Annotated in this window: 18 protein-coding genes; 6 read left to right on the top strand and 12 right to left on the bottom strand. The window is 56.0% G+C overall.

Features of this window, described 5'->3' with window-relative positions; translation table 11 throughout:
• Position 1 precedes the first annotated feature (1 nt).
• The 10 genes from AC6HVW_RS00650 to purL form a co-directional block, all read right to left on the bottom strand.
• A complete protein-coding gene (locus AC6HVW_RS00650) occupies positions 2 to 1,030 on the bottom strand; it encodes an ABC transporter ATP-binding protein (RefSeq protein WP_497569221.1) in 1,029 nt (342 codons plus the stop codon).
• Positions 1,031 to 1,319: 289 nt separating this feature from the next.
• Positions 1,320 to 2,471, bottom strand: coding sequence for a putative ABC transporter substrate-binding protein YdcS (gene ydcS, locus AC6HVW_RS00645; RefSeq protein WP_071683933.1), 1,152 nt, complete (start codon positions 2,469 to 2,471; stop codon positions 1,320 to 1,322).
• Between the two features lie 73 nt (positions 2,472 to 2,544).
• Positions 2,545 to 4,008 carry a gamma-aminobutyraldehyde dehydrogenase gene (locus AC6HVW_RS00640; protein ID WP_071683934.1) on the bottom strand — a complete coding sequence of 488 codons (1,464 nt, stop codon included), beginning with the start codon at positions 4,006 to 4,008 and terminating at the stop codon, positions 2,545 to 2,547.
• Between the two features lie 111 nt (positions 4,009 to 4,119).
• Positions 4,120 to 5,043, bottom strand: coding sequence for a LysR substrate-binding domain-containing protein (locus tag AC6HVW_RS00635; RefSeq protein WP_021178886.1), 924 nt, complete (start codon positions 5,041 to 5,043; stop codon positions 4,120 to 4,122).
• A gap of 180 nt (positions 5,044 to 5,223) precedes the next feature.
• On the bottom strand, positions 5,224 to 5,562 hold the full coding sequence (glnB, locus tag AC6HVW_RS00630) for a nitrogen regulatory protein P-II (protein WP_004847623.1): 339 nt from the start codon (positions 5,560 to 5,562) through the stop codon (positions 5,224 to 5,226).
• A gap of 13 nt (positions 5,563 to 5,575) precedes the next feature.
• Positions 5,576 to 7,198: an NAD+ synthase gene (locus tag AC6HVW_RS00625; protein ID WP_071683935.1), complete on the bottom strand. Its 1,623-nt coding sequence runs from the start codon at positions 7,196 to 7,198 to the stop codon at positions 5,576 to 5,578.
• A gap of 99 nt (positions 7,199 to 7,297) precedes the next feature.
• Positions 7,298 to 8,638 (bottom strand): two-component system response regulator GlrR, encoded by a 1,341-nt coding sequence (gene glrR, locus AC6HVW_RS00620; protein WP_021178888.1) that lies wholly within the window; start codon positions 8,636 to 8,638, stop codon positions 7,298 to 7,300.
• A complete protein-coding gene (gene qseG / locus AC6HVW_RS00615; RefSeq protein WP_071683936.1) occupies positions 8,635 to 9,516 on the bottom strand; it encodes a two-component system QseEF-associated lipoprotein QseG in 882 nt (293 codons plus the stop codon). Before qseG ends, glrR begins: the two co-directional genes overlap by 4 nt.
• Before the next feature lie 3 nt (positions 9,517 to 9,519).
• Positions 9,520 to 10,956 carry a sensor histidine kinase gene (locus AC6HVW_RS00610; protein WP_071683937.1) on the bottom strand — a complete coding sequence of 479 codons (1,437 nt, stop codon included), beginning with the start codon at positions 10,954 to 10,956 and terminating at the stop codon, positions 9,520 to 9,522.
• A gap of 817 nt (positions 10,957 to 11,773) precedes the next feature.
• Positions 11,774 to 15,667, bottom strand: a complete 3,894-nt coding sequence (gene purL, locus AC6HVW_RS00605; protein WP_175415667.1) for a phosphoribosylformylglycinamidine synthase — start codon at positions 15,665 to 15,667, stop codon at positions 11,774 to 11,776.
• A gap of 275 nt (positions 15,668 to 15,942) precedes the next feature.
• Here purL and mltF point away from each other — a divergent pair, with 275 nt between their 5' ends.
• The gene (gene mltF, locus AC6HVW_RS00600) at positions 15,943 to 17,400 is read left to right on the top strand and encodes a membrane-bound lytic murein transglycosylase MltF (RefSeq protein WP_037376561.1); all 1,458 of its coding nucleotides are present in this window, start codon (positions 15,943 to 15,945) and stop codon (positions 17,398 to 17,400) included.
• A 15-nt stretch (positions 17,401 to 17,415) separates the two neighbouring features.
• Here mltF and tadA read toward each other — a convergent pair whose 3' ends face one another.
• Positions 17,416 to 17,922 carry a tRNA adenosine(34) deaminase TadA gene (gene tadA, locus AC6HVW_RS00595; protein ID WP_024484269.1) on the bottom strand — a complete coding sequence of 169 codons (507 nt, stop codon included), beginning with the start codon at positions 17,920 to 17,922 and terminating at the stop codon, positions 17,416 to 17,418.
• Positions 17,923 to 18,250: 328 nt separating this feature from the next.
• Between tadA and yiaY the strand changes: the two genes are divergently transcribed.
• Positions 18,251 to 19,402: an L-threonine dehydrogenase gene (gene yiaY, locus AC6HVW_RS00590; protein ID WP_059201549.1), complete on the top strand. Its 1,152-nt coding sequence runs from the start codon at positions 18,251 to 18,253 to the stop codon at positions 19,400 to 19,402.
• Between the two features lie 38 nt (positions 19,403 to 19,440).
• Here yiaY and yfhb read toward each other — a convergent pair whose 3' ends face one another.
• Complete coding sequence (gene yfhb, locus AC6HVW_RS00585) at positions 19,441 to 20,088, bottom strand: phosphatidylglycerophosphatase C (RefSeq protein ID WP_021807693.1); 648 nt, start codon at positions 20,086 to 20,088, stop codon at positions 19,441 to 19,443.
• 230 nt (positions 20,089 to 20,318) lie between these two features.
• On the opposite strand from yfhb, the gene AC6HVW_RS00580 reads away from it, so the two are divergent.
• The 4 genes from AC6HVW_RS00580 to AC6HVW_RS00565 all read left to right on the top strand — a co-directional run bounded on the left by AC6HVW_RS00580 (position 20,319) and on the right by AC6HVW_RS00565 (position 22,231).
• Positions 20,319 to 21,128 carry a MurR/RpiR family transcriptional regulator gene (locus AC6HVW_RS00580; protein WP_071683940.1) on the top strand — a complete coding sequence of 270 codons (810 nt, stop codon included), beginning with the start codon at positions 20,319 to 20,321 and terminating at the stop codon, positions 21,126 to 21,128.
• Between the two features lie 100 nt (positions 21,129 to 21,228).
• Positions 21,229 to 21,573, top strand: a complete 345-nt coding sequence (locus AC6HVW_RS00575) for a type II toxin-antitoxin system RelE/ParE family toxin (protein ID WP_071683941.1) — start codon at positions 21,229 to 21,231, stop codon at positions 21,571 to 21,573.
• Position 21,574: 1 nt separating this feature from the next.
• Positions 21,575 to 21,892 carry a helix-turn-helix domain-containing protein gene (locus AC6HVW_RS00570; protein WP_024484273.1) on the top strand — a complete coding sequence of 106 codons (318 nt, stop codon included), beginning with the start codon at positions 21,575 to 21,577 and terminating at the stop codon, positions 21,890 to 21,892.
• Between the two features lie 78 nt (positions 21,893 to 21,970).
• Positions 21,971 to 22,231 carry a YfhL family 4Fe-4S dicluster ferredoxin gene (locus AC6HVW_RS00565; RefSeq protein ID WP_071683942.1) on the top strand — a complete coding sequence of 87 codons (261 nt, stop codon included), beginning with the start codon at positions 21,971 to 21,973 and terminating at the stop codon, positions 22,229 to 22,231.
• Positions 22,232 to 22,287 lie beyond the last annotated feature (56 nt).

Raw genomic sequence — 22,287 nt, 5'->3', positions numbered from 1 at the left:
CTCACCTCTCCTCCAGCAGCGGTACCATTGCCTCTCTGGCCCAACAGGCGGTGACCGGCTGACCGATCAGGCACTGCTGTGCCACGGCCTGCCACTGTGGGTTAGCCTGGCTGACCAGCAGTTTCTCACCGCTGCTCAGGGCGATTTCATAGCGTGTCGCCGCCCCTTGGTAATGGATATCCTGCAAGGTACCCTGAACCTGAACTTCCCCCTGCGCTGCGCTGCTTTGATCCAGCAGGCGGATATGCTCTGGGCGGATCGAGAAGGTGGCCGATTGCCCCAGCAACCGCTCCGCCAGTGCGCTGCGTACCACGTTGGACGTGCCGACAAACTCGGCAACAAACGGCGTTCTTGGCCGCATATACAGTTCGCGAGGCGCATCTACCTGCTCAATGCGGCCATTGTTAAATACCGCCACCCGATCGGACATCGACAGGGCTTCGCTTTGATCGTGCGTAACGAAGATAAAGGTGATGCCCAGTTGGCGTTGCAGCTTCTTCAACTCCCCCTGCATCTGCTCACGCAGTTTCAGGTCCAACGCCCCAAGCGGTTCGTCCAGCAGCAGCACGCGTGGGCGATTGACCAATGCACGAGCCAGAGCCACGCGCTGACGTTGGCCACCGGAAAGGTGCGCCGGTTTACGTTCGGCAGCAAACCCCAATGCCACGCTTTCCAATGCCTGATTCGCCCGCGCCAGCCGTTCACGCTTGGCAACGCCTTTCACCATCAGGCCGTAGGCCACGTTCTCCAGCACCGACATGTGTGGGAACAGCGCATAGTCCTGGAACACGGTGTTCACATCGCGCTGGTAAGGCGGCAGATTGCTCGCCTCTTGCCCATGAATACGGATGGAGCCGGAGCTAAGTTGTTCAAAGCCAGCGATCAGCCGCAGGCAGGTGGTTTTACCCGAGCCTGAAGGCCCAAGCATGGAGAAAAACTCGCCGTCCTGTATTTCAACAGAAACCCGATCTACGGCGCGAACATCGCCGAAAATGCGCGAGACATCGATAAATTGCACAGCAATGGTCATGATGTACGCTCCAAAATGTTGCCCCTCACCCCACCCCTCTCCCACAGGGAGAGGGGGCCGTCAGGCACTCGTAGGTGAGAACGGTGGTGGTTATCTACCGCCCGTAATGGCGATGTAGTCCAGTTGTTCACCCCAACGCTCCCAAAGGGAGAGGGAGCCGTCTGGCGCTCGCGGGTGAGAGCAATGATGGTTATTACCGCCCATAATGGCGATGTAATCCAGCTGTTCACCCCAACGCTCCCAAAGGGAGAGGGAGCCGTCTGGCGCTCGCGGGTGAGAGCTATAAGGGTTATCTACCGCCCATGATGGCGATGTAGTCCTGGGTCCAGCGGCTATAAGGGACGAACTTGCCGCCCTCGGCCTGTGGCGTTTTCCAGAAGGCAATTTTGTCAAACTGGTTGAAGCCGTTGGTTTCACACCCTTTGTCACCGAGCAAGGTGCTGGCTTTGCAACCGGCAGGAACTGCCGGTAACGAGCCAAACCAGGCCGCAACGTCACCCTGTACCTTCGGTTCCAGCGACCAGTTCATCCACTGGTAGGCGCAGCTTGGATGCTTGGCCTCGGCGTGCAACATGGTGGTATCCGCCCAGCCAGTAACCCCTTCTTTCGGGAATACGGTAGCGATAGGCTGGCCTTCGCCTTTCAGAGCGTTGGCCTGGTATGGCCAGGCGCTGGAGGCCACCACGCCTTCGTTTTTGAAATCGCTCATCTGTACCGAGGTGTCATGCCAGTAGCGGTGGATCAACGCATGCTGGCTGCGCAACAGTTTCAGTGCCGCCTGATACTGCTCTTCGTTCAGTTGGTAAGGGTCGGTGATGCCAAGCTGGGGTTGAGTCGCTTTCAGGAACAGAGCCGCATCGGCGATATAGATTGGGCCGTCGTAAGCCTGCACCCGGCCCTGATTGGTCTTGCCGTCCGGCAGATTTTGCTGCTGGAACACTACAGCCCAGCTGTCTGGCGGCGTCGGGAAGGTTTTGGTGTTATACATCAGCAGGTTTGGCCCCCACTGATATGGCGTACCGTAGGTTTTGCCCGCCACGTTGTACCAAGGGCCGTTTATCAGGCGTGGGTCGATATTCTGCCAGTTAGGGATCAGCGTGGTATTGATTGGCTGCACGCGTTTGCCGTAGATCAGGCGCAGCGAGGCATCGCCAGAAGCGGTCACCAGATCGTAACCGCCTTTTGCCATCAAGCTGACCATTTCATCCGAGGTCGCGGCGGTTTTCACATTCACCGCGCAGCCGGTCTGTTTCTCAAACTGGGTCACCCAGTCGTAGTTCTTGTCGGACTGACCACGTTCGATGTAGCCGGGCCAGGCGATGATGTCCAACCGCCCTTCCCCCTTGCCCAACTGCTGTGGCGTATCGGCGGCCTGAGCCATACCGCAAAGGATCGTCATACAGAGCGCGGTGACTGTGGTGATTGCGTGTGTTTTTCCCATCGTAATTACCCCTGTGTTGCATGTTGGTATGCGGCAAGGAACGGTTGCCGCCGATTTTTTATCGGCCGTGTGGCTAGAAGGAAGCCTTGAACTTCGCCATCACGTGCCGGACAACGCTGTAATCCTGTAATGAATCGCTGGAGAGATCTTTGCCGTAGCCGGAGCGCTTTAAGCCGCCGTGAGGCATTTCGCTCGCCAGCGTAAAGTGGGTGTTGATCCAGGTGCTGCCATATTGCAGATGCGCCGCGATATGCAGTGCGCGGTCGATATTCTGTGTCCACACCGAGGAGGCCAGACCGTATTCGGAGTCATTGGCCCAGGTCACCGCCTGCTCCAGAGTCTCGAAACGCGTCACGCTGACCACCGGGCCAAACACTTCACGCTGGACGATTTCATCGGTTTGCAGGCAGCCAGCCAATAACGTGGGCTGATAGTAAAAGCCGGGGCCAGAGTGTGCCGCCGCACCAGTAATCAATTCGATATGTGGCTGGCTGAGAGCCCGTTCGACAAAGCTGGCAACCCGGTCACGCTGGCGGCTGCTGATCAGCGGGCCGATTTCATTATCTTCATCACGCTTGCGGGCAAAACGCAGGCTGGCGACCGCTTCCCCCAAGGCTTCCACCAGCTTCGGATAGATGCCTGCCTGGGCGTATATGCGGCAGGCCGCGGTGCAATCCTGCCCGGCATTGTAGTAACCGAAGGTACGGATACTGCTGACGACCTCATCCAGATCGGCATCGTCACAGACGATCACCGGGGCTTTACCGCCCAGTTCCAGGTGGGTGCGCTTGACGCTTTTGACCGCCGCCTGCAAGATTTTTTGCCCGGTAACGATATCGCCGGTAACCGACACTAAACGAACCTGCGGATGACCAACCAGATGGCTGCCCACCCCTTCGCCACCGCCGTAGACAATGTTCAACACGCCTGGCGGCAGAATTTCCTGCAACGCAGGCACCAAGGCCAGAATGGTCAATGGCGTATGTTCGGAAGGCTTGAATACTACGGTGTTGCCGGCTGCAAGCGCCGGAGCAATCTTCCAGGCCGCCATCATCAGCGGATAATTCCATGGTGCGATGGAGGCCACCACACCGATCGGGTCACGCCGAATCATGGAGGTATGGCCCTCAACATATTCACCGGCCAACTGGCCTTGCTGGGTGCGCACGGCCCCGGCGAAGAAGCGGAATACGTCAATGGCTGCGGGAAGATCGTCGTTCAGTGCCTGATGGAAAGGTTTACCGCAGTTCAGCGCTTCAAGGCGCGCCAGATGTTCTGCCTGCCGTTCGATGGCATCGGCAATACGCAGCAGGATTGTTGCTCGGAAAGCGGGAGTGGTGCGTGACCAGTGGGAAAATGCCTGCTGCGCGGCGGCAACTGCGTGCCCCACCTGGGTTGGCGTTGCCTCGGCAATGGAAACCAGGGTTTCACCGTTGGCAGGATTAACAATGGTCTCCTGATGGCCTTCACCCTCGACTGACTCGCCGTTAATGAATTGCCGACAGGACAAACCGGAAACCAACTGTAGCTCTGCCATTGCGCCGCCTCATGTGACAAAAACGTTAACTAAATGTGATAAGTTAGTTTTAACCAGACTAAGCGAGCGCACTGCGGACAACAAATTCTAAATACTGAAGGCAGCGTTCGATTAAATCGAAGGCTTGAGGCCGGTCATGTTCGTTTTGCTGTTCTCCCGCGCAATCGTGAGGAATGGGGTCACCAATTCAGGCCGCGCACTGCCACGCCGCCAGGCCAGGCCGATATCCAACGGTTCCAGCAAATCCACCAGCTTGCGCGCCTCAATCATGTTGCCCTCCAACGACCAGGCGCGGTAAGCCATATCCGGCAGGATGGCAATGCCCATGCCTGCCGCCACCAGGCTGCGTACCGCTTCGGTAGAAGCGGTTTTCATGGCGATCTCCGGCTTCAGGCCCGCGCGTCCCCAGATACGCCGGGCATGAACGTCCATTTCATCGACGTTGAGCTGGATCAGCGGCTGTTTGGCCACGTCTGCCAAACCGATGCTTTCGTGCTCCAGCAGCGGGTGCAGCGGCGGTAGCCACAGGCGATACGGGGAGTGCATCAGCACTTCGGTCTGTAAGGCGTCGCGATCTTCAATGTTCGACAGGATCAGCACCCCGATATCGATTTCACCGCTCACCAGCAAATGCTCGATATAGGGCCTTTCGTCCTCAATCACCTGGATAGTCACGTTGGGATAGGCAGACTTGAAGCGCTTGAGCAGTTCCACCAGAAAATATCCCGCCACCAGACTGGTGACGCCGATGGTCAGTTTGCCGCTCAGGCTTTCAGTGCCCAGTTGCAGGCTGCGCTTGGCATTATCCACCGTTGCCAGGATCAGGTACGACTGGCGCAAGAACTGGTGCCCCTGGTGGGTCAGGTTCATTCCCTTGGCGTGGCGCTCGAACAGCCGGACGCCAATGTCGGTTTCCAACTGCTGGATCGCCAGCGTGAGCGAAGACTGTGACACAAACACCGCCTGCGCCGCCGCCGAGATCGACCCGGTTTCGGCCACGGCAATAAAATGGCGGATTTGGCGTAACGTCATCATGGTAACAACCTCAAACAAAACAGTTGGTTTGAGTGTAGATGCTCACCGGTAAGCCATCAGGAAATGTGTGAAAAACGCGATGTCATTCGCTTTTTTAGAACGGAAAAAGGGAGGGAGTGCACAAAAACAACCAAGGCGCAGCTAAGCCGCGCCTTGGTTGTGAGCCTGTTAGGGCTTTGATTAAATCGCTTCTTCGTCCTGCTCGCCAGTACGGATACGCACCACACGGGCCACGTCGAAGACAAAGATTTTACCGTCGCCAATTTTACCGGTCTGCGCCGTCTGCATGATGGTTTCCACACAGGTATCCACGATATCGTCAGCTACCACGATCTCGATTTTAACCTTTGGCAGGAAGTCGACCATATACTCGGCACCACGGTACAGCTCGGTATGGCCCTTCTGGCGCCCAAAGCCTTTCACTTCGGTCACCGTCATGCCGGTGATGCCTACTTCGGCCAGTGCTTCACGCACGTCATCCAGTTTGAAGGGCTTGATAATCGCGTCAATTTTTTTCATTTTTATTCCTTAATTACCAATTTTTACGGCCAAAGCCGGAGGTGATCGGATAGCGGCGGTCTTTGCCAAAGTTACGGGCGGTAATGCGCGGCCCGACGGCGGCCTGACGGCGTTTGTACTCGTTGATATCCACCAGGCGGATCACCTTGCGCACTACGGCTTCTTCAAAGCCCTCAGCAACCAGATCGGCTACCGATTTATCGCGCTCGACATAACCTTCCAGAATAGCATCCAGAATGTCATACGGTGGCAGGCTATCCTGATCGAGCTGATCCGGCGCCAGCTCGGCAGACGGTGGACGATCGATCACCCGTTGAGGGATCACGTAGGAGACGGTATTACGGTATTCAGAAAGCTTGAACACCAGGGTTTTCGGCACATCTTTCAATACGTCGAAACCACCAGCCATATCACCATACAGCGTGCAATAACCGACAGCCACCTCGCTTTTGTTACCCGTGGTTAACACGATGCTGCCGCGTTTGTTAGACAGCGCCATCAGCACCACACCACGGCAGCGGGCCTGCAGGTTTTCTTCGGTGGTATCCCTTCCGGTATCGGCAAACATCGGGGCGAGCTGGCCCATAAAGGCGTCGAACATGGGTTCAATCGAGACGATGTCAAATTCTATGCCGAGGATTTCGGCCTCTTCCTTGGCATCGGCGATGCTGATATCTGCCGTATAGCGGAACGGCATCATCAAGGCCTGAACCTTGTCTTTGCCCAACGCATCCACGGCGATCGCCAGGGTCAGCGCCGAGTCGATCCCACCGGACAAGCCCAGCACCGCGCCTTTGAAACCGTTCTTGGTCACATAATCGCGTACGGCCAGCACCAGCGCTTCATACACCTGCGCCAGCTGTGGCAACTCTGCCGCCGGAGCCGTCATCGGCACCACTTCCAGGCCTTTGAACTCAAGCAGAGTCACCTGTTCGGCGAAAGCCGCCAGGCGATGAGTCATATTGCCAGCGGCATCAAAGACTTTTGAACAACCGTCAAAAATCAGTTCGTCCTGCCCGCCGATCTGATTCAGATAGACCAACGGCAACCCGGTACGCTGGCAGTGACCGGACATCAGGGTTTTGCGGATATACGGCTTTTCACGGTTATACGGGGAAGCGTTGATCGACAGCAGGATCTCTGCGCCCGCCGCTTTCGCCGCATCGACCGGTTCCGGGAACCACAGGTCTTCGCAGATCAGTAGCCCCAGGCGGTAACCCTTCAGCTCCACCACGCAGTTTTTATCACCCGCATGGAAGTAGCGCTTCTCATCGAATACGCCGTAGTTAGGCAACTGTTGCTTGAAGTAACGAGCCTGCAAAGCCCCCTCAGAGAACAGGGACAGCGCGTTATACAGCTTGCCGTCTTCACGCCACGGGTGGCCGACCAGGATCGCCACCTCGGCGGAGGCCTGCTGCAAGCGGCTTAGCTGGGTATCGCAGCGCTGGTAGAAATCATCACGGTACAGCAGGTCTTCCGGCGGATAGCCGGACAGCGCCAGTTCGCTGAACATGACCAGATCGGCTCCCGCCTTCTGCTGCTCCTGCACGGTTTGCAACATGCGCTCGCTGTTGCCTTCAATATCGCCCACCAGCAAATTCAGCTGGGCCAACGCAATGGAAAGTGATCTGCTCATATCTCTATGGTCTGCCATGCCACAACAAAGAAACCGGAGTGTAAATCATTCCGGCTACTTTGTTGAGAACCTGCGCATACAGGTTCAGAAAAGAAAACATCATTCTTTGAAATCGTTGGCATCCAGTTCATGGCGCGACAACAATTTATAGAACTCAGTACGGTTACGGCCCGCCATGCGCGCGGCCTGGGTAACGTTACCCTTGGTGATCTGCAACAGTTTACGTAGATAGTGTAATTCAAACTGGTTGCGCGCCTCGACAAAGGTTGGCAACGCCGTGTTTTCCCCTTCCAGCGCCTGCTCAACCAACGCTTCACTGATCACCGGTGCCGTAGTCAATGCCACGCACTGCTCGATCACGTTCACCAACTGGCGCACGTTGCCGGGCCAACTGGCGGTCATCAGGCGTTTCATGGCATCGGAGGAGAAACTGCGTACAAAAGGTTTGTGGCGCAGCGCCGAAGCACGTAGCAGATGGTTGGCCAGCAGCGGGATATCTTCGGCCCGCTCGTTGAGCGCTGGTATTTTCAGGTTAACCACGTTCAGACGGTAATAGAGATCTTCACGGAACTCGTTTTTTACCATCGCTTTAGGCAGATCGCGGTGGGTGGCGGAAATGATGCGTACGTCAATATCCAGATCGCGGTTGCTGCCCAGTGGGCGCACCTTGCGTTCCTGCAACACGCGTAGCAATTTTACCTGCAGCGAGAGCGGCATATCGCCAATCTCATCCAGGAACAGGGTGCCCCCTTCAGCCGCCTGGAACAAACCTTCACGGCTGCTGACGGCACCGGTGAACGCCCCCTTGGCATGGCCGAACAGCTCCGACTCCAGCAGTTGCTCCGGCAACGCACCGCAGTTGATGGCGATAAAGGCTTTCTTGGCCCGTGGGCTGGCCGCATGGATGGCCTGTGCCAACACCTCTTTACCGGTGCCGCTTTGGCCGTTGATCAGCACGCTGACGTCAGACTGGGCGACCATCTTGGCCTGTTCAAGCAGCCGCAGCATAATCGGGCTACGGGTGACAAAATCCTCGCGCCAGCTGTCATCACCGGCAGGGATCGACGACAGCGACAGCGCTTCATCGATCGCCTTATACAACGCATCGCGATCGACCGGCTTGGTCAGGAAGCTGAACACCCCCTGCTGGGTCGCCGCCACCGCGTCCGGGATAGAACCGTGGGCGGTCAGGATGATCACCGGCATTCCCGGCTGGTATTTCTGGATCTCGGCAAACAGCGCCATGCCGTCCATTTCATCCATCCGCAGATCGCTGATCACCAGGTCGATCTTTTCGCGGGCCAGCAGGCGCAAAGCCTCTTGGCCGCTTTCCGCCGTGGTAACGTGAAAACCTTCGCTGGTCAGGCGCATTCCCAACAGCTTGAGCAGGCTGGGATCGTCGTCAACCAACAACAGATTGGCCGGTTTGCGAGCTGTCATTGCGCTGGGGACTCCTTGTTAGCCGCGGGCGGCGTGTAGGTCTCTTCCGGCTCTACCGGCAAGGCGGTACCGGTTTCAGTCACCGGGGCTGGCTCTGCGGGCTCGGCCACTTTGGCGGGCGCTGCGGGCTTGCCTGCGGGCTCGGCTTTAGGCTGCGCCACGCTGCTTTCCGGGATTTCCCCCTGCAGTTGCTTGCGTGACGAGAGCTGGCGCTCGATATCGGTCAGGTTCTCCAGTTTGCGGGAGGTCTCCTGCAACTGGCTCTGCAGATGGATCTGGTTCTGGCGCAGCGAATCGATCTGGCTGTCTGAACTTTCCTGCAGGTGCTGGTAACGCGCCCGCTCGTCAAACAGGCTCACTTGCAACGCCTGCTGCTGACGCCACAGTTGTAGCAATGGACGCAGCGAGTTAGGGAACTCGAGACGATAGCTGTTCAGACGATCGATGATCTGACGGCGCTCACTCGAGCTCGGCTCAGCGCTGCCCAGCAAAATGCTTTGCTTGAACACGTCCTGCCAATTGTTGCCCGGCAGGGTTTTCGCTAACGCTCTGGCCTGCGTGGAGCCGATACGATCGGCGCAGTCCATCGCCCGCAGCCAAAAGAGTGAGTTTTCCAAGGCTTCTTTTTCGTCAAGCTGCCAAAGCGTATCGCAAGGCGCAATGCGGTAATCCACCACCTTGGTATCCGGGATCGCTTCCTGTTGCTGCTGGGCCGGGCCGCTACTGACGGCACGATCGACACAGCCGATCAGCAGAAACGGGGCAAAAAGGATCGTGCCCAAAAAAGAAAGCGAATGTTTGCCGAGCGGTGCGCGTAGAGAAACACGCGGTGAACCTTCGGTCTGCGATTGATAAGCGCGATTAGACCCTGTGTACATTATTTATTCATTCTCGGCGGTTAATGGCAATTCAATACGGAAGCAGACGTCGGCATCGGCGAGATCCACCAATGTCAATTCGCCACGCATACGGCGAATACAGTCCTGTGCAATGCTCAGCCCCAGTCCGCTTCCTTTAACGGCCCCTTTTCTCTGGTGACTCCCCTGGAAAAAAGGCTCAAAAATCATGGTTCGTTCCGCTTGCGGGATCGCGCTGCCGGTATTGGCAACGTCAATCTGTACCCGCTGGCCGACCTGGCGGCTGCGGATCCAAATGTTACCGGATTCCTTGCCGTAGTGCACCGCATTGGAGTAGAGATTATCCAGTACGCGCATTAATAGCGTAGGCTCTGCCCAGCAGATTTCCGCGTCAAGTTTGACTTCCGTACGGATCATCTTGGCACGTGCCGGCAAACTGTGGGCGGCGACCACCATATCCACCAGTTCTTCCAGCTCGACGTTTTCATGTTCCGACGGGCCATCTGCCAGTTTGCGGTTGTAATCCAGCAGTTGCTCAATCAGCAATTGCAAATGGCGGCTGCTCTGATCGAGGATCGCCACCACCTCTTTCTGATCGGAGGTGAGCGGGCCTGCCACACCATCGGCCAACAGCTCGGTGCCTTCACGCATGCTGGCCAGCGGCGTTTTCAGCTCATGGGAGATATGGCGCAGGAACTCATGACGCTGCGATTCCAGCCAGGCCAGGCGCTCGCTCAACCAGACAATACGCTGAGCCAAAGAACGCAGTTCACGCGGGCCTTTAAAGGACGCCGTCATGCCGATAGGCCGCCCTTCCCCCAGGCGGTTAATCATACGCTCAACGGCCTTGACGGGCCCGATAATCATGCGGGTAAACAGCACCACCAACAGCACGCTGACCAGGAACAGCAACAGCGCTTGCCAACCAAAGTATTGGCCACGCTCGGCGATCGCCTGCTGCAGCTGCTGCCCACGGGAAAAGATTACGGTACGGGTGGCCTGGACCATTTCGGCGTTGGAATGTGAAAAAGACTCTAACAGCAGTGAAGCGTCCTTGTCCGGCCCGCTGCTCTGGCACTTGATGGTAGCAAGCTGCGTCAGCAGTTTACGAAGTGTCTGGTAGTAACGTTCGTCCGGCAGGATCGGGGCGTGGGCATCCAGCATTTGTGAATACTGTTTACGCTGGTTCTGGTACAGCCGCTCCAGGGTCGGATCGACCAGTACGCAATACTGACGATAGCTGCGCTCCATTTCCAACGCCACGCTGGTCATTGCCTCACTGCGCCGGGCATCCACCAGCGTCGTACGGTTGATATCCGCCGCCTGCGCGCTGAGATGATCCAGGCTTTGGTAGGCCTGATAAGCCAATACCAGCAGCGGTAACAGCACCAGCAGGAACGCCATTACGACCAATTGGCGCAACGAGCGTGGAAATAGACGCCATCTTTTCAAAGAAATCATCTCATTATCTCTAGTCTGCCCAGATGCTAACCGACAATCCGGGGAGAGAAAAGCCCGGCAGCGGATTAATGGCGTTCAGATAAGCAAAAACGCGTTATCCCAAAAGAGGAAACTGATGTGGTTTGAGAACGTATCGAGGGAAATAACGGAGGCAACGCGCTTTGGATTTTGACGCTGGGGCATGATGCCCCATCGCAAGGAATATGTGGATGCCCTTACTCCTCGTCCCCAGGTGATGTAGCACTAAGCTGGCATCTGATTGGGACGAATAGCATCCAAAAAGTATCCGGGATTGATGAACATTTCATCACAGTTGGATACTAGGCGGTGCCTCACTCCACGTGTCGTCCGATGCTTGATAAAGTCGCTTGCGCGTCTGTTATCGGTTTGGTTGGACGATAGGCACCATTTCTTAGGCATCATTCGGAGGCTTATGAGGCGCTGTTCCGTGCTAGACGGGGCCAATCATAAAAAGTTGAATGAGCAACTGATAGTTATAATGCACCTTCCGTGCCAACTTTACAAAAATATTTTCACAACATTGTTTATTAACGATAATTTATTTTTATGTCACTTCCAGCGCTCTACTTGGGTAGTCGAGCTTGAGTATTAATCCGACATACCGTCGCCAAAACACGACAACTAAACTCAATCGCTTTAACCCTGTTTAAAATCAATTAGTTAAGTGTCTCTTTTTAGAGACAAGCAATATGGCCTTTGTCTCAAAAAACCGACACACGGGCTAACCACTTAAAAAATAAAGAAAAAAGGCGCCTACGCGGCGCCTCAGTAAACTTCACGCAAACCTCTGGTTAAATCATCCCAGTTGCTTGCGAGCGTTGCGGAACATGCGCATCCAAGGGCTGTCTTCACCCCACTCCTCTGGATGCCAGGAGTTGCTGACGGTGCGGAACACGCGTTCTGGATGTGGCATCATTACGGTGGCGCGGCCATTGCTGCTGGTCACTGCGGTAATCCCATTCGGTGAACCGTTCGGGTTGGCAGGGTAAGCTTCAGTCACTTGACCATGGTTATCGACAAAGCGTAACGCAACCAGGCCGTGATGTTCCAACGCCGCCAGATGCGCCGCATCGCGCACTTCTACATGGCCTTCACCATGAGAAACGGCAATCGGCATGCGCGAGCCTGTCATACTCTGCATAAACAGCGACGGGCTACTGGCTACTTCCACCAGGCTGAAGCGCGCTTCGAAACGATCCGACAGGTTGCGCACAAAGCGCGGCCAATGTTCAGCCCCCGGGATCAGTTCACGCAGGTTGGACATCATCTGGCAACCGTTACAAACGCCCAGCGCCAAGGTCTGCGGGCGATGGAAGAAATCGGCAAACTCATCACGTACGCGCTCGTTGAACAGTATCGATTTCGCCCAGCCTTCACCAGCCCCCAACACGTCGCCATAAGAGAAGCCGCCACAGGCCACCAGCGTGTGGAACTCTTGCAAATCGCGGCGGCCTGCCAACAGATCGCTCATGTGAACATCAACCGCATCGAAACCGGCACGGTGGAACGCTGCAGCCATCTCAACGTGAGAGTTAACCCCTTGCTCACGCAATACCGCAACTTTAGGGCGTGCGCCCTTGGCGATATAAGGTGCCGCGATGTCGTCGTCCGTAGCGAAGGTCAGCTTGACGTTCAGGCCCGGATCGCGCTCGTCCTGCTTGGCCTGGTGCTCCTGATCGGCACATTCCGGGTTATCACGCAGGCGCTGCATCTGCCAGGTGGTTTCAGCCCACCAGGTACGCAGAGTGCTGCGGCTTTCGCTGTACACTGGTTTGCCAGCGCTGGTGATAACGAAACGATCGCCACTCAGCGCCTGGCCAAGGTGATGCACGTTATCCGTCAGACCGTGTTGGGCAAAGACTTGCTGTACGGCTGCCAACTGCGCAGCTGGCACCTGGATCACCGCACCCAGTTCCTCGTTGAACAAGGCAGCCAAGGCGTCGGAACCCAGTGCCTGAATATCGACTTCTACGCCGCAATGCCCGGCAAATGCCATCTCGGCCAAGGTGACCAACAGGCCGCCGTCGGAACGGTCGTGATAGGCCAACAGCGCACGATCCGCCACCAGTTGCTGCATCGCGTTGAAGAAACCGGCCAATTGCTCCACGTTGCGAACATCGGCTGGCTTGTCGCCCAGTTGGCGATAAACCTGCGCCAACGCCGTTGCCCCCAGGGCATTGTGGCCATTACCCAGGTCAATCAATAACAGTGCGCTATCACCCTTGTCGGTTCGCAGTTGCGGCGTCACGGTGCGGCGCACATCTTCCACGCGAGCAAATGCGGTGATCACCAGCGATAGTGGTGACGTCATTTCCCGCTGTTCATTGCCTTCCTGCCAGCGGGTTTTCATCGACATCGAGTCTTTGCCCACCGGAATGGTGATCCCCAGCGCCGGGCAAAGTTCTTCACCCACCGCCTTCACCGCTTCATACAGGCCAGCATCTTCGCCAGGGTGGCCCGCTGCGGCCATCCAGTTGGCAGAAAGTTTCACCCGCTTGAGCGAACCGATTTCCACCGCGGCCAGGTTGGTCAGCGCTTCCCCAACTGCCAGGCGGCCTGAGGCGGCAAAATCCAGCAATGCGACGGGAGCACGCTCACCGATCGACATCGCTTCCCCGTAATAGCTGTCCAGGCTGGCCGTGGTTACCGCACAGTCGGCTACCGGGATCTGCCACGGGCCGACCATCTGGTCGCGCGCAACCATGCCGGTGACGGTACGGTCGCCAATGGTGATCAGGAAGGTTTTCTCCGCCACGGCTGGCAAGTGCAGCACCCGCTTGACCGCATCGGCAATGGAGATATCAGCACGCTGCAACGCTTCGCCGCTCGCCTGTTGACGTTTCACGTCGCGGGTCATTTTTGGCGTTTTGCCCAACAGTACATCCAACGGCATGTCGATCGGCTGATTGTCAAAGTGACGATCGTTGAGCGTCAGATGGCGTTCTTCCGTCGCTTCACCAATCACCGCAAAAGGTGCGCGCTCACGGCGGCAGATTTCCTCAAAGGTCGCCATCTGCTCAGGCGCTACCGCCATCACATAGCGCTCTTGGGATTCGTTACACCACACTTCCAGCGGGCTCATGCCCGGCTCGTCGTTGAGAATGTCACGCAGTTCGAAACGGCCACCGCGGCCACCGTCGCTAACCAGTTCCGGCATCGCGTTCGACAGGCCACCGGCACCCACATCGTGGATAAACAGGATCGGGTTGCTATCGCCCATCTGCCAGCAGCGGTCGATCACCTCTTGGCAGCGGCGTTCCATTTCCGGGTTATCACGCTGTACGGAAGCAAAATCCAGATCGGCATCGGACTGGCCAGAGGCCATCGAAGAAGCCGCCCCGCCGCCCAAACCGATGTTCATCGCCGGGCCACCCAGCACCACCAGTTTGGCACCCACGGTGATCTCACCTTTTTGCACATGATCGGCGCGGATGTTGCCCAGGCCGCCTGCCAGCATGATCGGTTTGTGGTAGCCACGCAGCTCAACGCCGTTGTGGCTATTGACGCGCTCTTCATAAGTACGGAAGTAACCGACCAGTGCCGGGCGACCAAACTCGTTATTGAATGCCGCACCGCCCAATGGGCCTTCGGTCATGATATCCAGCGCGGTGACGATGCGATCCGGCTTGCCGAAATCCTGTTCCCAAGGCTGCTCGAAACCCGGTATACGCAGGTTGGAAACCGAGAACCCTACCAGGCCAGCTTTCGGCTTCGCGCCACGGCCGGTAGCGCCTTCGTCGCGGATCTCACCGCCAGAACCGGTCGCAGCTCCTGGCCAAGGCGAGATCGCCGTCGGGTGGTTATGGGTTTCCACCTTCATCAGGATGTGTGCTTCTTCCTGATGATAGTCATACAGGCCGCTTTGCGGCGCGGCAAAGAAGCGCCCTACCTGGGAACCTTCCATCACCGCTGCGTTGTCTTTATAGGCAGAAAGCACGTAGTCCGGCGTCTGCTCAAAGGTATTTTTGATCATTTTGAACAGCGACTTCGGTTGCTGTTCGCCGTCGATGACCCAGTCGGCGTTGAAAATCTTGTGGCGGCAATGTTCGGAGTTGGCCTGTGCGAACATGTACAGCTCAATATCCGTTGGGTTGCGCCCCAACTCGGTAAAGGCGGCCAGCAGGTAGTCGATCTCGTCCTGCGCCAGGGCCAGCCCCAGTTGGGTGTTGGCCTGTTCCAGCGCGCTGCGGCCCTGGGCCAGGATATCCACCGTCTGATACGGGGCGGGCTGATGATGAGAGAACAGTGTTTCCGCCTGTTGCAGCTCGCTGAATACCGTTTCCATCATGCGATCGTGCAGCAGGGAGGCAAGCTGTTGCCACTGGGCATCGGTCAAGGTCGGCGCTGTGACATAAAATGCCAGGCCGCGCTCAAGACGAACCACCTGCGTCAGGCCACAGTTATGGGCGATATCGGTGGCTTTGGAAGACCACGGCGAAATGGTGCCCGGACGCGGCGTCACCAACAGCAGGCGGCCTTGCGGAGCATGTTCAGCGAGAGAAGGACCGTACTTGAGCAACCGCTGCAGCTTGGCCTGCTCTTCGGCGCTTAGCGGTGCGCTGACATCGGCAAAGTGAACGTACTCGGCATAGATATCAACGATCGGCAGTTGAGCATCCTGGCAGCGGGACAGTAGTTTGGTAATACGAAAAGCCGACAAAGCGGGCGAACCACGCAGTATTTCCATAATCAAAGTTCTCTCGTCTTCGAAGCAACTGGGTTCAGCACTTCATTGGGCGCAACAGGGGGAAAACGCGCGCCATTATAGATAATCCGCGCCGCCGACGAAACCGTTTGCGTAGCTATTATTGATAAAAGCTATTCCCGCTGACGAATTCTCATAACCTATCAATAAAGTTGCACGCTGGCGTAATGTTGCGCAAAATGCCCCGGCACTGGTGATTTAACCATGAAAAAATCCTGATTCCGGTCAATATAAAGCGTGCATCTATTTGAGATAACTATTTGAAACGCCTAAAAATAAATTACATTCTAATCGGTGTTGTGGCCCTGTTGCTGGCGCTAGCCCTGTGGCCCAATATCGCCTGGCGTGGTGGACAGGGAGGCCAACTCGAGGCGATCAAAGCGCGTGGGGAACTGCGCGTCAGCACGTTAAACTCACCGTTAACCTATTTCACTACCCCACAGGGGCCGAGTGGCCTTGACTATGAGCTGGCCAAAAGCTTTGCCAACTACCTGGGGGTCAAGCTGGTGGTGATCCCACACCAAAACATCAATGACCTGTTTGACGATCTCGATGACGACAATGCCGATATTCTCGCCGCCGGGTTAATCTACAACCGGGATCGCCTCAGCCGCGCCAGTACCGGCCCGGCGTACTATTCCGTTTCCCAGCAGTTGGTTTATCGGTTGGGTACCACGCGGCCAAAATCCTTTGCCGATATCAAAGGCAAGCTGGCAGTGGCCTCCGGTTCGGCGCACGTCAGCACGCTAAAGCAGCTCAAACAAAGCAAATACCCCGATCTCAGTTGGGAAGCGTCGAGCGATATGACGTCAAAAGAGCTGCTGGAACAGGTGGCCGATGGCAAGCTGGATTACACCATTGGCGACTCCGTGACCATTGCCCTGCTGCAGCGTATCCATCCACAGCTGGCCGTCGCTTTTGACATTACCGATGAAGAGCCAGTGACCTGGTATCTGAAGCGCAGCAATGACGATAGCCTGTACGCCGCGCTGCTGGATTTTTATAGCCAAAGGGTAGAAGACGGCACGCTGGCACGGTTGGAAGAGAAGTATCTGGGGCACGTGGGCAGTTTTGACTACGTCGATACCAAAACCTTCCTGTCGGCCATCGACTCGGTATTGCCCACTTTCCGTTCGCTGTTTGAAAAGTATGCCAGCGAAATTGACTGGAAGCTGCTGGCCGCCATCGCCTACCAGGAATCTCACTGGAATCCTCAGGCGACCTCCCCTACGGGTGTCCGTGGGCTGATGATGCTGACCAGGGCCACTGCAGACGGCCTGGGCGTCACCGACAGGCTCGATCCGGAGCAGAGTATTCAAGGCGGGGCGCTCTATCTGCAGCGTCTGATGGCGAAGGTTCCCGATACGGTGCCGGAAGATGAGCGGATCTGGTTCGCACTGGCCGCCTATAACATGGGCTGGGGCCATATGCTGGACGCGCGTAAACTCACCAAAAACCAGCAAGGCAACCCCGACAGTTGGGTCGATGTGAAACAGCGCCTGCCGATGCTGAGCCAGAAGCGCTACTATCCATCACTCACCTATGGCTATGCCCGTGGCCGCGAAGCCTATAACTACGTGGAAAACATCCGCCGTTATCAGGTCAGCCTGGTGGGCTATCTGTTGGAAAAAGAGAAGAAGGCGGTAGAAGCAATGAAACAGGCCGAACTGGCCAAAGGCTATCCTGCCGTGGAAGCCAAGCTGGCGCTCGCCCTGTAGTGATTCAATATGTAGTTATTGTGGGTCTTTTCCGGCCCGTTGCGCCAGCTTCAGCGCTTTTTTCTGCTCGCGACGCATGCGGAAAAAGTTGCTGAGGGTGGCGGCGCACTCTTCTGCCAGCACGCCCGAGACGATTTCTACCTGATGATTCATGCCCGGATGGCGCAGAATATCCACCAGCGAACCCACCGCTCCGGTTTTTTCATCGGCCGCGCCGTATACCAAACGACGGATGCGGCTGTGCACCATCGCCCCGGCGCACATCACGCAAGGCTCCAGCGTGACATACAGCGTGGCATTCAGCAGGCGATAATTCTGCAATACCGCTCCCCCCTGCCGCAGCGCCATGATCTCAGCATGAGCGGTGGGATCGTGGCGGCCGATCGGCCGGTTCCAACCTTCGCCAATCACCTGATTGTCCAGCACCAGCAGCGCCCCAACCGGCACTTCACCTTCCTCCTGCGCACGTTGAGCCAGGCTTAACGCCTGACGCATCCAATACTCATCACTATATTCATTCACCACATCAATCCTCGTGCGCATCGCGGCGGGCATTATACACACTAGTCCCTTTTGCCGCAGCCACTCGGCCCTGTTGATGCAAATAAGCTTGAACCCGCCACGTTTGTCGATCGCTCAAAACGCCACCAACAAATCAATAACATCATATTTAATGATGATTAAATTTTGTTCATTTCTTAAAATTTCAGATAAACGTTATAAACCGGTGGAAAATCAAGCCGTAAAATTAAGCAAATTTTTTCTAACTAAATTGTGATAGATCATATTCTCTTAAGCATTAGCACGATAATGTTTACCTCACGCAAAAAGCCTTTATAAGGAGTAGGTTATGGCTGCCTCAACATTCTTTATCCCTTCCATCAACATGATTGGTTCCGGCTGTCTGGAAGACGCGGCAAAAACCATGAAAGAGCATGGTCTGCATAACGCACTGATCGTGACCGACAAGGTTTTGAACGGCATTGGCGTCGTCGCTCAGGTGCAAGCCCTGTTAGCGGCACAGAACATTGAAAGCTGCGTCTATGACGGCACCCATCCCAACCCGACCACGGAAAACGTAAAACAGGGCCTGGAACTGTTGCGCGCACATCACTGTGACTGTGTCGTTTCTCTGGGTGGCGGTTCGCCGCATGACTGTGCGAAAGGGATTGCCCTGGTCGCCGCTAACGGCGGGGAAATCAAAGACTATGAAGGGGTTGATCGCTCAGCTAAGCCGCAACTGCCGGTCGTTGCGATCAACACCACTGCGGGTACCGCTTCCGAGATGACGCGTTTTTGTATCATCACCGACGAAGCGCGCCACATCAAAATGGCGATTGTCGACAAGCACGTGACTCCGATCCTGTCAGTCAACGATCCTCACCTGATGGCTGGCATGCCAAAAGGCCTTACCGCCGCAACCGGTATGGATGCTCTGACCCACGCTATCGAAGCCTACGTCTCCAGCGCCGCCAACCCAATCACCGATGCCTGCGCGCTGAAAGCCGCCACCATGATTGCCGAATCTTTACGTGATGCAGTCAACGACGGGCAAAATATGCAGGCGCGCGAGAACATGGCCTATGCCCAGTTCCTGGCCGGTATGGCGTTTAATAACGCCTCATTGGGTTATGTGCACGCCATGGCGCACCAGTTGGGTGGCTTCTACAACCTGCCACATGGGGTGTGCAACGCCGTGCTGTTGCCGCACGTGCAAGAGTTCAATACTCAGGTTGCCGCAGGGCGTCTGAAAGACATTGCCGCCGCTATGGGCGTAAATGTTGCAGGCCTTAGCGATGAGCAAGGGGCTGCCGCTTGTATCGCCGCCATTCGCCAACTGGCGAAAGACGTGGGAATTCCTGCTGGCTTACGCGATCTGCAGGTCAAAGAAGAAGACTTTGCTACGTTAGCCACTAACGCCCTGAACGATGCCTGCGGATTTACCAATCCAATCCAGGCAAGCCACGAACAGATTGTGGCCATCTTCAAAGCAGCCATGTAACCGCTGCCAGGCTCCCTCGTTTACTGGGGGAGCCTTATTTAGTCCAACTGCTGTAACTCGCCTTCTTTACCCACCCGCCAGCGGTGTTCGCAAAAATAGAGCAAAGGGTTATCCTGCTTGCTATCGCTGTAGCCACTGAACAGTTTCAATGGCGCTCCCAGGCGCTGCTCGAGTTGTACTACCTTTTGCACGCCCAGGCAGCGCATGGGCAACACCCAGCCCCCGTAGCGACGCACAATGCTACTCCCCACCAGCCGTACCCGTGGCAGGAACGCAGAGTCCCGATAAACCTGCTCCACCAGTCGTTCCGGCGAGCCGGTGATCAACCACACCTGAGCATCCTGGGCATCCAGGTACTGGCGCAAACGCATCTGCACGACCGGAAAGGCGGTGACCTTACGGCGAAAATAATCGACGAATTTCGCCTCCAGCGCTTTCAGCCTGGTCTCTGAACGGCCAAAGGTCATTGCCCACAATAGCAGGCTCATGGGCCAGCGTGTCGCCCGCCCACCGATCAACAAACCCAATCCGATAATGGGCAACAGCGGCACTACCAGCACCAGGTTCAACGGCAGATGCCGTAGCAAAAAGCGCAGGAAACTGCCAAACATGTCTTCCTGATGCAAGGTGCCATCCAGATCGAAAAATACCACGCGCTGGGCCTGTGCAACCGGTTTGTCAGTCAAACGTTACTCCTCAGGATCGTTGACCCCATTATGCAGGTGAAAATACAACCGGCTATTATCGTAATCACTAGACCGACCAGATACAACCGACATTGGTCAACGCCAAAGGCGCGTTAACTCATCAAGTCATAGTGTTGCTGCAAGCGTTTTAGCGACCTGCTCGCAAAAATGATTGCTGCCCGTTTTGCCACCGGCATGGCAGAATGCTGGCTGGCTCAAAGGAAAAAACCATGAGTACCCTTCTTCGCATTCGTCAGATTTACCCAACGCTGGCACAAAACGATCGCAAACTGGCGGACTTTCTGTTGGATAACGCCGAACAGGCCTGCCACCTCAGCTCACAAAAGCTGGCCCAGTTGGCCGGTGTCAGCCAATCGAGCGTGGTCAAGTTCGCCCAGAAACTGGGCTACAAGGGATTTCCAGCACTGAAACTGGCATTGGGTGAGGTGGTGGCTCAACCGCAGGTCGCACCGGTGGTGACGGTCCATAACCACATTCTCAGCAGCGATCCTCTCAAAACCGTCGGTGAGAAATTGCTGCTGGAAAAGCAGGCCGCATTACGAGCTACCCTAGATATCAACAGTGAACAGCGGCTGCTTACCGCCCTGGAGATGCTGCGTGCGGCGCGGCGGGTGATCTTGGTCGGCATCGGGGCTTCCGGGCTAGTGGCCAAAGACCTGTCGTTCAAGCTGCTAAAGATTGGCGTGATGGCGGTGGCAGAAGCGGATATGTACGTTCAACTGGCGACGATAAAGGCGCTGAGTAGGGAGGATCTGCTGCTGGCGATCTCGTTTAGCGGCGAACGGCGTGAAATCAACCTGGCCGCCGAAGAAGCACGTATTGCCGGAGCCAAGGTGTTGGCACTGACCAGCTTCTCACCTAATGGCCTACAGCAACGGGCCGATCACTGCCTTTATACCATTGCGCAAGAGCCCAATATCCGCAGCGCAGCAATATCCTCCAGCACCGCGCAGTTCGCCCTGACCGACCTGCTGTTTATGGCGCTGCTCCAGCACGAGCCGGTTGGACACGTGGTATGAACTAATCAAATCAACTTCTTTCGCTTTCTGACTATAAATCGACCATTGGTCATGTTAAATTATATCCATATAGGTATAATTTGACGCATGGATAACGCGGATGAAGCCACTATATTGGGTTGGTAGCAGTAAGAAAGACCTCCAGTCATTACCCGAAGAGGTTCAGGATGTTTTCGGCTATGCTCTACACTTGGCGCAGGCAGGTGGTAAGCATTCCCAGACGAAACCCTTAAGAGGGTTTGGTGGGGCAGGAGTACTAGAGGTAGTAGAAGACTTTCTTACTGATACTTATCGTGCAGTCTATACCGTTAAGTTTGGTGATGCCGTGTATGTTCTGCACGCATTCCAGAAAAAGTCTTCAGCCGGGATCGCCACACCGAAACCAGATATGGACAAAATCCGTGAACGACTGAAAGCCGCAGAAAATCATGCCAGAGGGGCATAGTATGAGCCAAGATATCGAAGTCAGCAGCGGCAACGTTTATGCCGATATTGGCAGCGACGGCGCTGAAGAAATGCAGGTTAAAGCCCAACTTGCCAGCACAATTGGCGACATCATCAAAAGTCGCCGTCTGACACAAGAGCAGGCCGCAAAGCTCCTGGGGATGACACAGCCCAAGCTGTCTAATCTGTTGCGCGGCCAGTTCCGGGGCATCAGCGAAGCCAAAATGCTAGAATGCCTGACCCGCTTAGGGCGTGATGTACAAATTGTGGTAGGCAAGCCACGCCGGACACCCGGCAGTCTTAAAGTGGTGTTTGCCTGACAGTAATAAGCACCCCCCGTTAAACCGGCTGACCGAACCAGTGCTTATTTTAAAAGATTAAATGAGTAACTTATTGATATGGCTTTATTGATTACCAAAAAATGTATCAACTGCGATATGTGCGAGCCGGAATGCCCGAACCAGGCGATTTCGATGGGGGATGAGATTTATCAGATCGATGCCAACCGCTGCACCGAATGTGTGGGGCATTACGAGACCCCAACCTGCCAGCAGGTGTGCCCGATCGATAACACCATCATTACCGATCCGCAGCACGTAGAGAACCAGGAACAGCTGTGGGACAAGTTTGTCGTGCTGCACCATGCCGATAGCCTGTGAGTTCAATGCCCTCTCCCAAAGGGGGCCGATCGAGCTATTTATCGTTATTGAGCTCA

It is taken from the genome of Serratia sp. NCCP-200, assembly GCF_059697885.1.
The sequence above is the reverse complement of the archived record's forward strand: the minus strand, read 5'-3'. Positions and strand labels throughout refer to the sequence as shown.

Bases quoted from the DNA above. Each gene is read 5' to 3' on its own strand.
- AC6HVW_RS00575 (WP_071683941.1), top strand. From the start codon at position 21,229: ATGAAGCCACTATATTGGGTTGGTAGCAGTAAGAAAGACCTCCAGTCA.
- yiaY (WP_059201549.1), top strand. From the start codon at position 18,251: ATGGCTGCCTCAACATTCTTTATCCCTTCCATCAACATGATTGGTTCC.
- qseG (WP_071683936.1), bottom strand. From the start codon at position 9,516: ATGTACACAGGGTCTAATCGCGCTTATCAATCGCAGACCGAAGGTTCA.
- AC6HVW_RS00565 (WP_071683942.1), top strand. From the start codon at position 21,971: ATGGCTTTATTGATTACCAAAAAATGTATCAACTGCGATATGTGCGAG.
- AC6HVW_RS00570 (WP_024484273.1), top strand. From the start codon at position 21,575: ATGAGCCAAGATATCGAAGTCAGCAGCGGCAACGTTTATGCCGATATT.
- AC6HVW_RS00650 (WP_497569221.1), bottom strand. From the start codon at position 1,030: ATGACCATTGCTGTGCAATTTATCGATGTCTCGCGCATTTTCGGCGAT.
- glnB (WP_004847623.1), bottom strand. From the start codon at position 5,562: ATGAAAAAAATTGACGCGATTATCAAGCCCTTCAAACTGGATGACGTG.
- AC6HVW_RS00610 (WP_071683937.1), bottom strand. From the start codon at position 10,956: ATGATTTCTTTGAAAAGATGGCGTCTATTTCCACGCTCGTTGCGCCAA.
- AC6HVW_RS00625 (WP_071683935.1), bottom strand. From the start codon at position 7,198: ATGAGCAGATCACTTTCCATTGCGTTGGCCCAGCTGAATTTGCTGGTG.
- ydcS (WP_071683933.1), bottom strand. From the start codon at position 2,471: ATGGGAAAAACACACGCAATCACCACAGTCACCGCGCTCTGTATGACG.
- glrR (WP_021178888.1), bottom strand. From the start codon at position 8,638: ATGACAGCTCGCAAACCGGCCAATCTGTTGTTGGTTGACGACGATCCC.
- AC6HVW_RS00640 (WP_071683934.1), bottom strand. From the start codon at position 4,008: ATGGCAGAGCTACAGTTGGTTTCCGGTTTGTCCTGTCGGCAATTCATT.
- AC6HVW_RS00635 (WP_021178886.1), bottom strand. From the start codon at position 5,043: ATGATGACGTTACGCCAAATCCGCCATTTTATTGCCGTGGCCGAAACC.
- AC6HVW_RS00580 (WP_071683940.1), top strand. From the start codon at position 20,319: ATGAGTACCCTTCTTCGCATTCGTCAGATTTACCCAACGCTGGCACAA.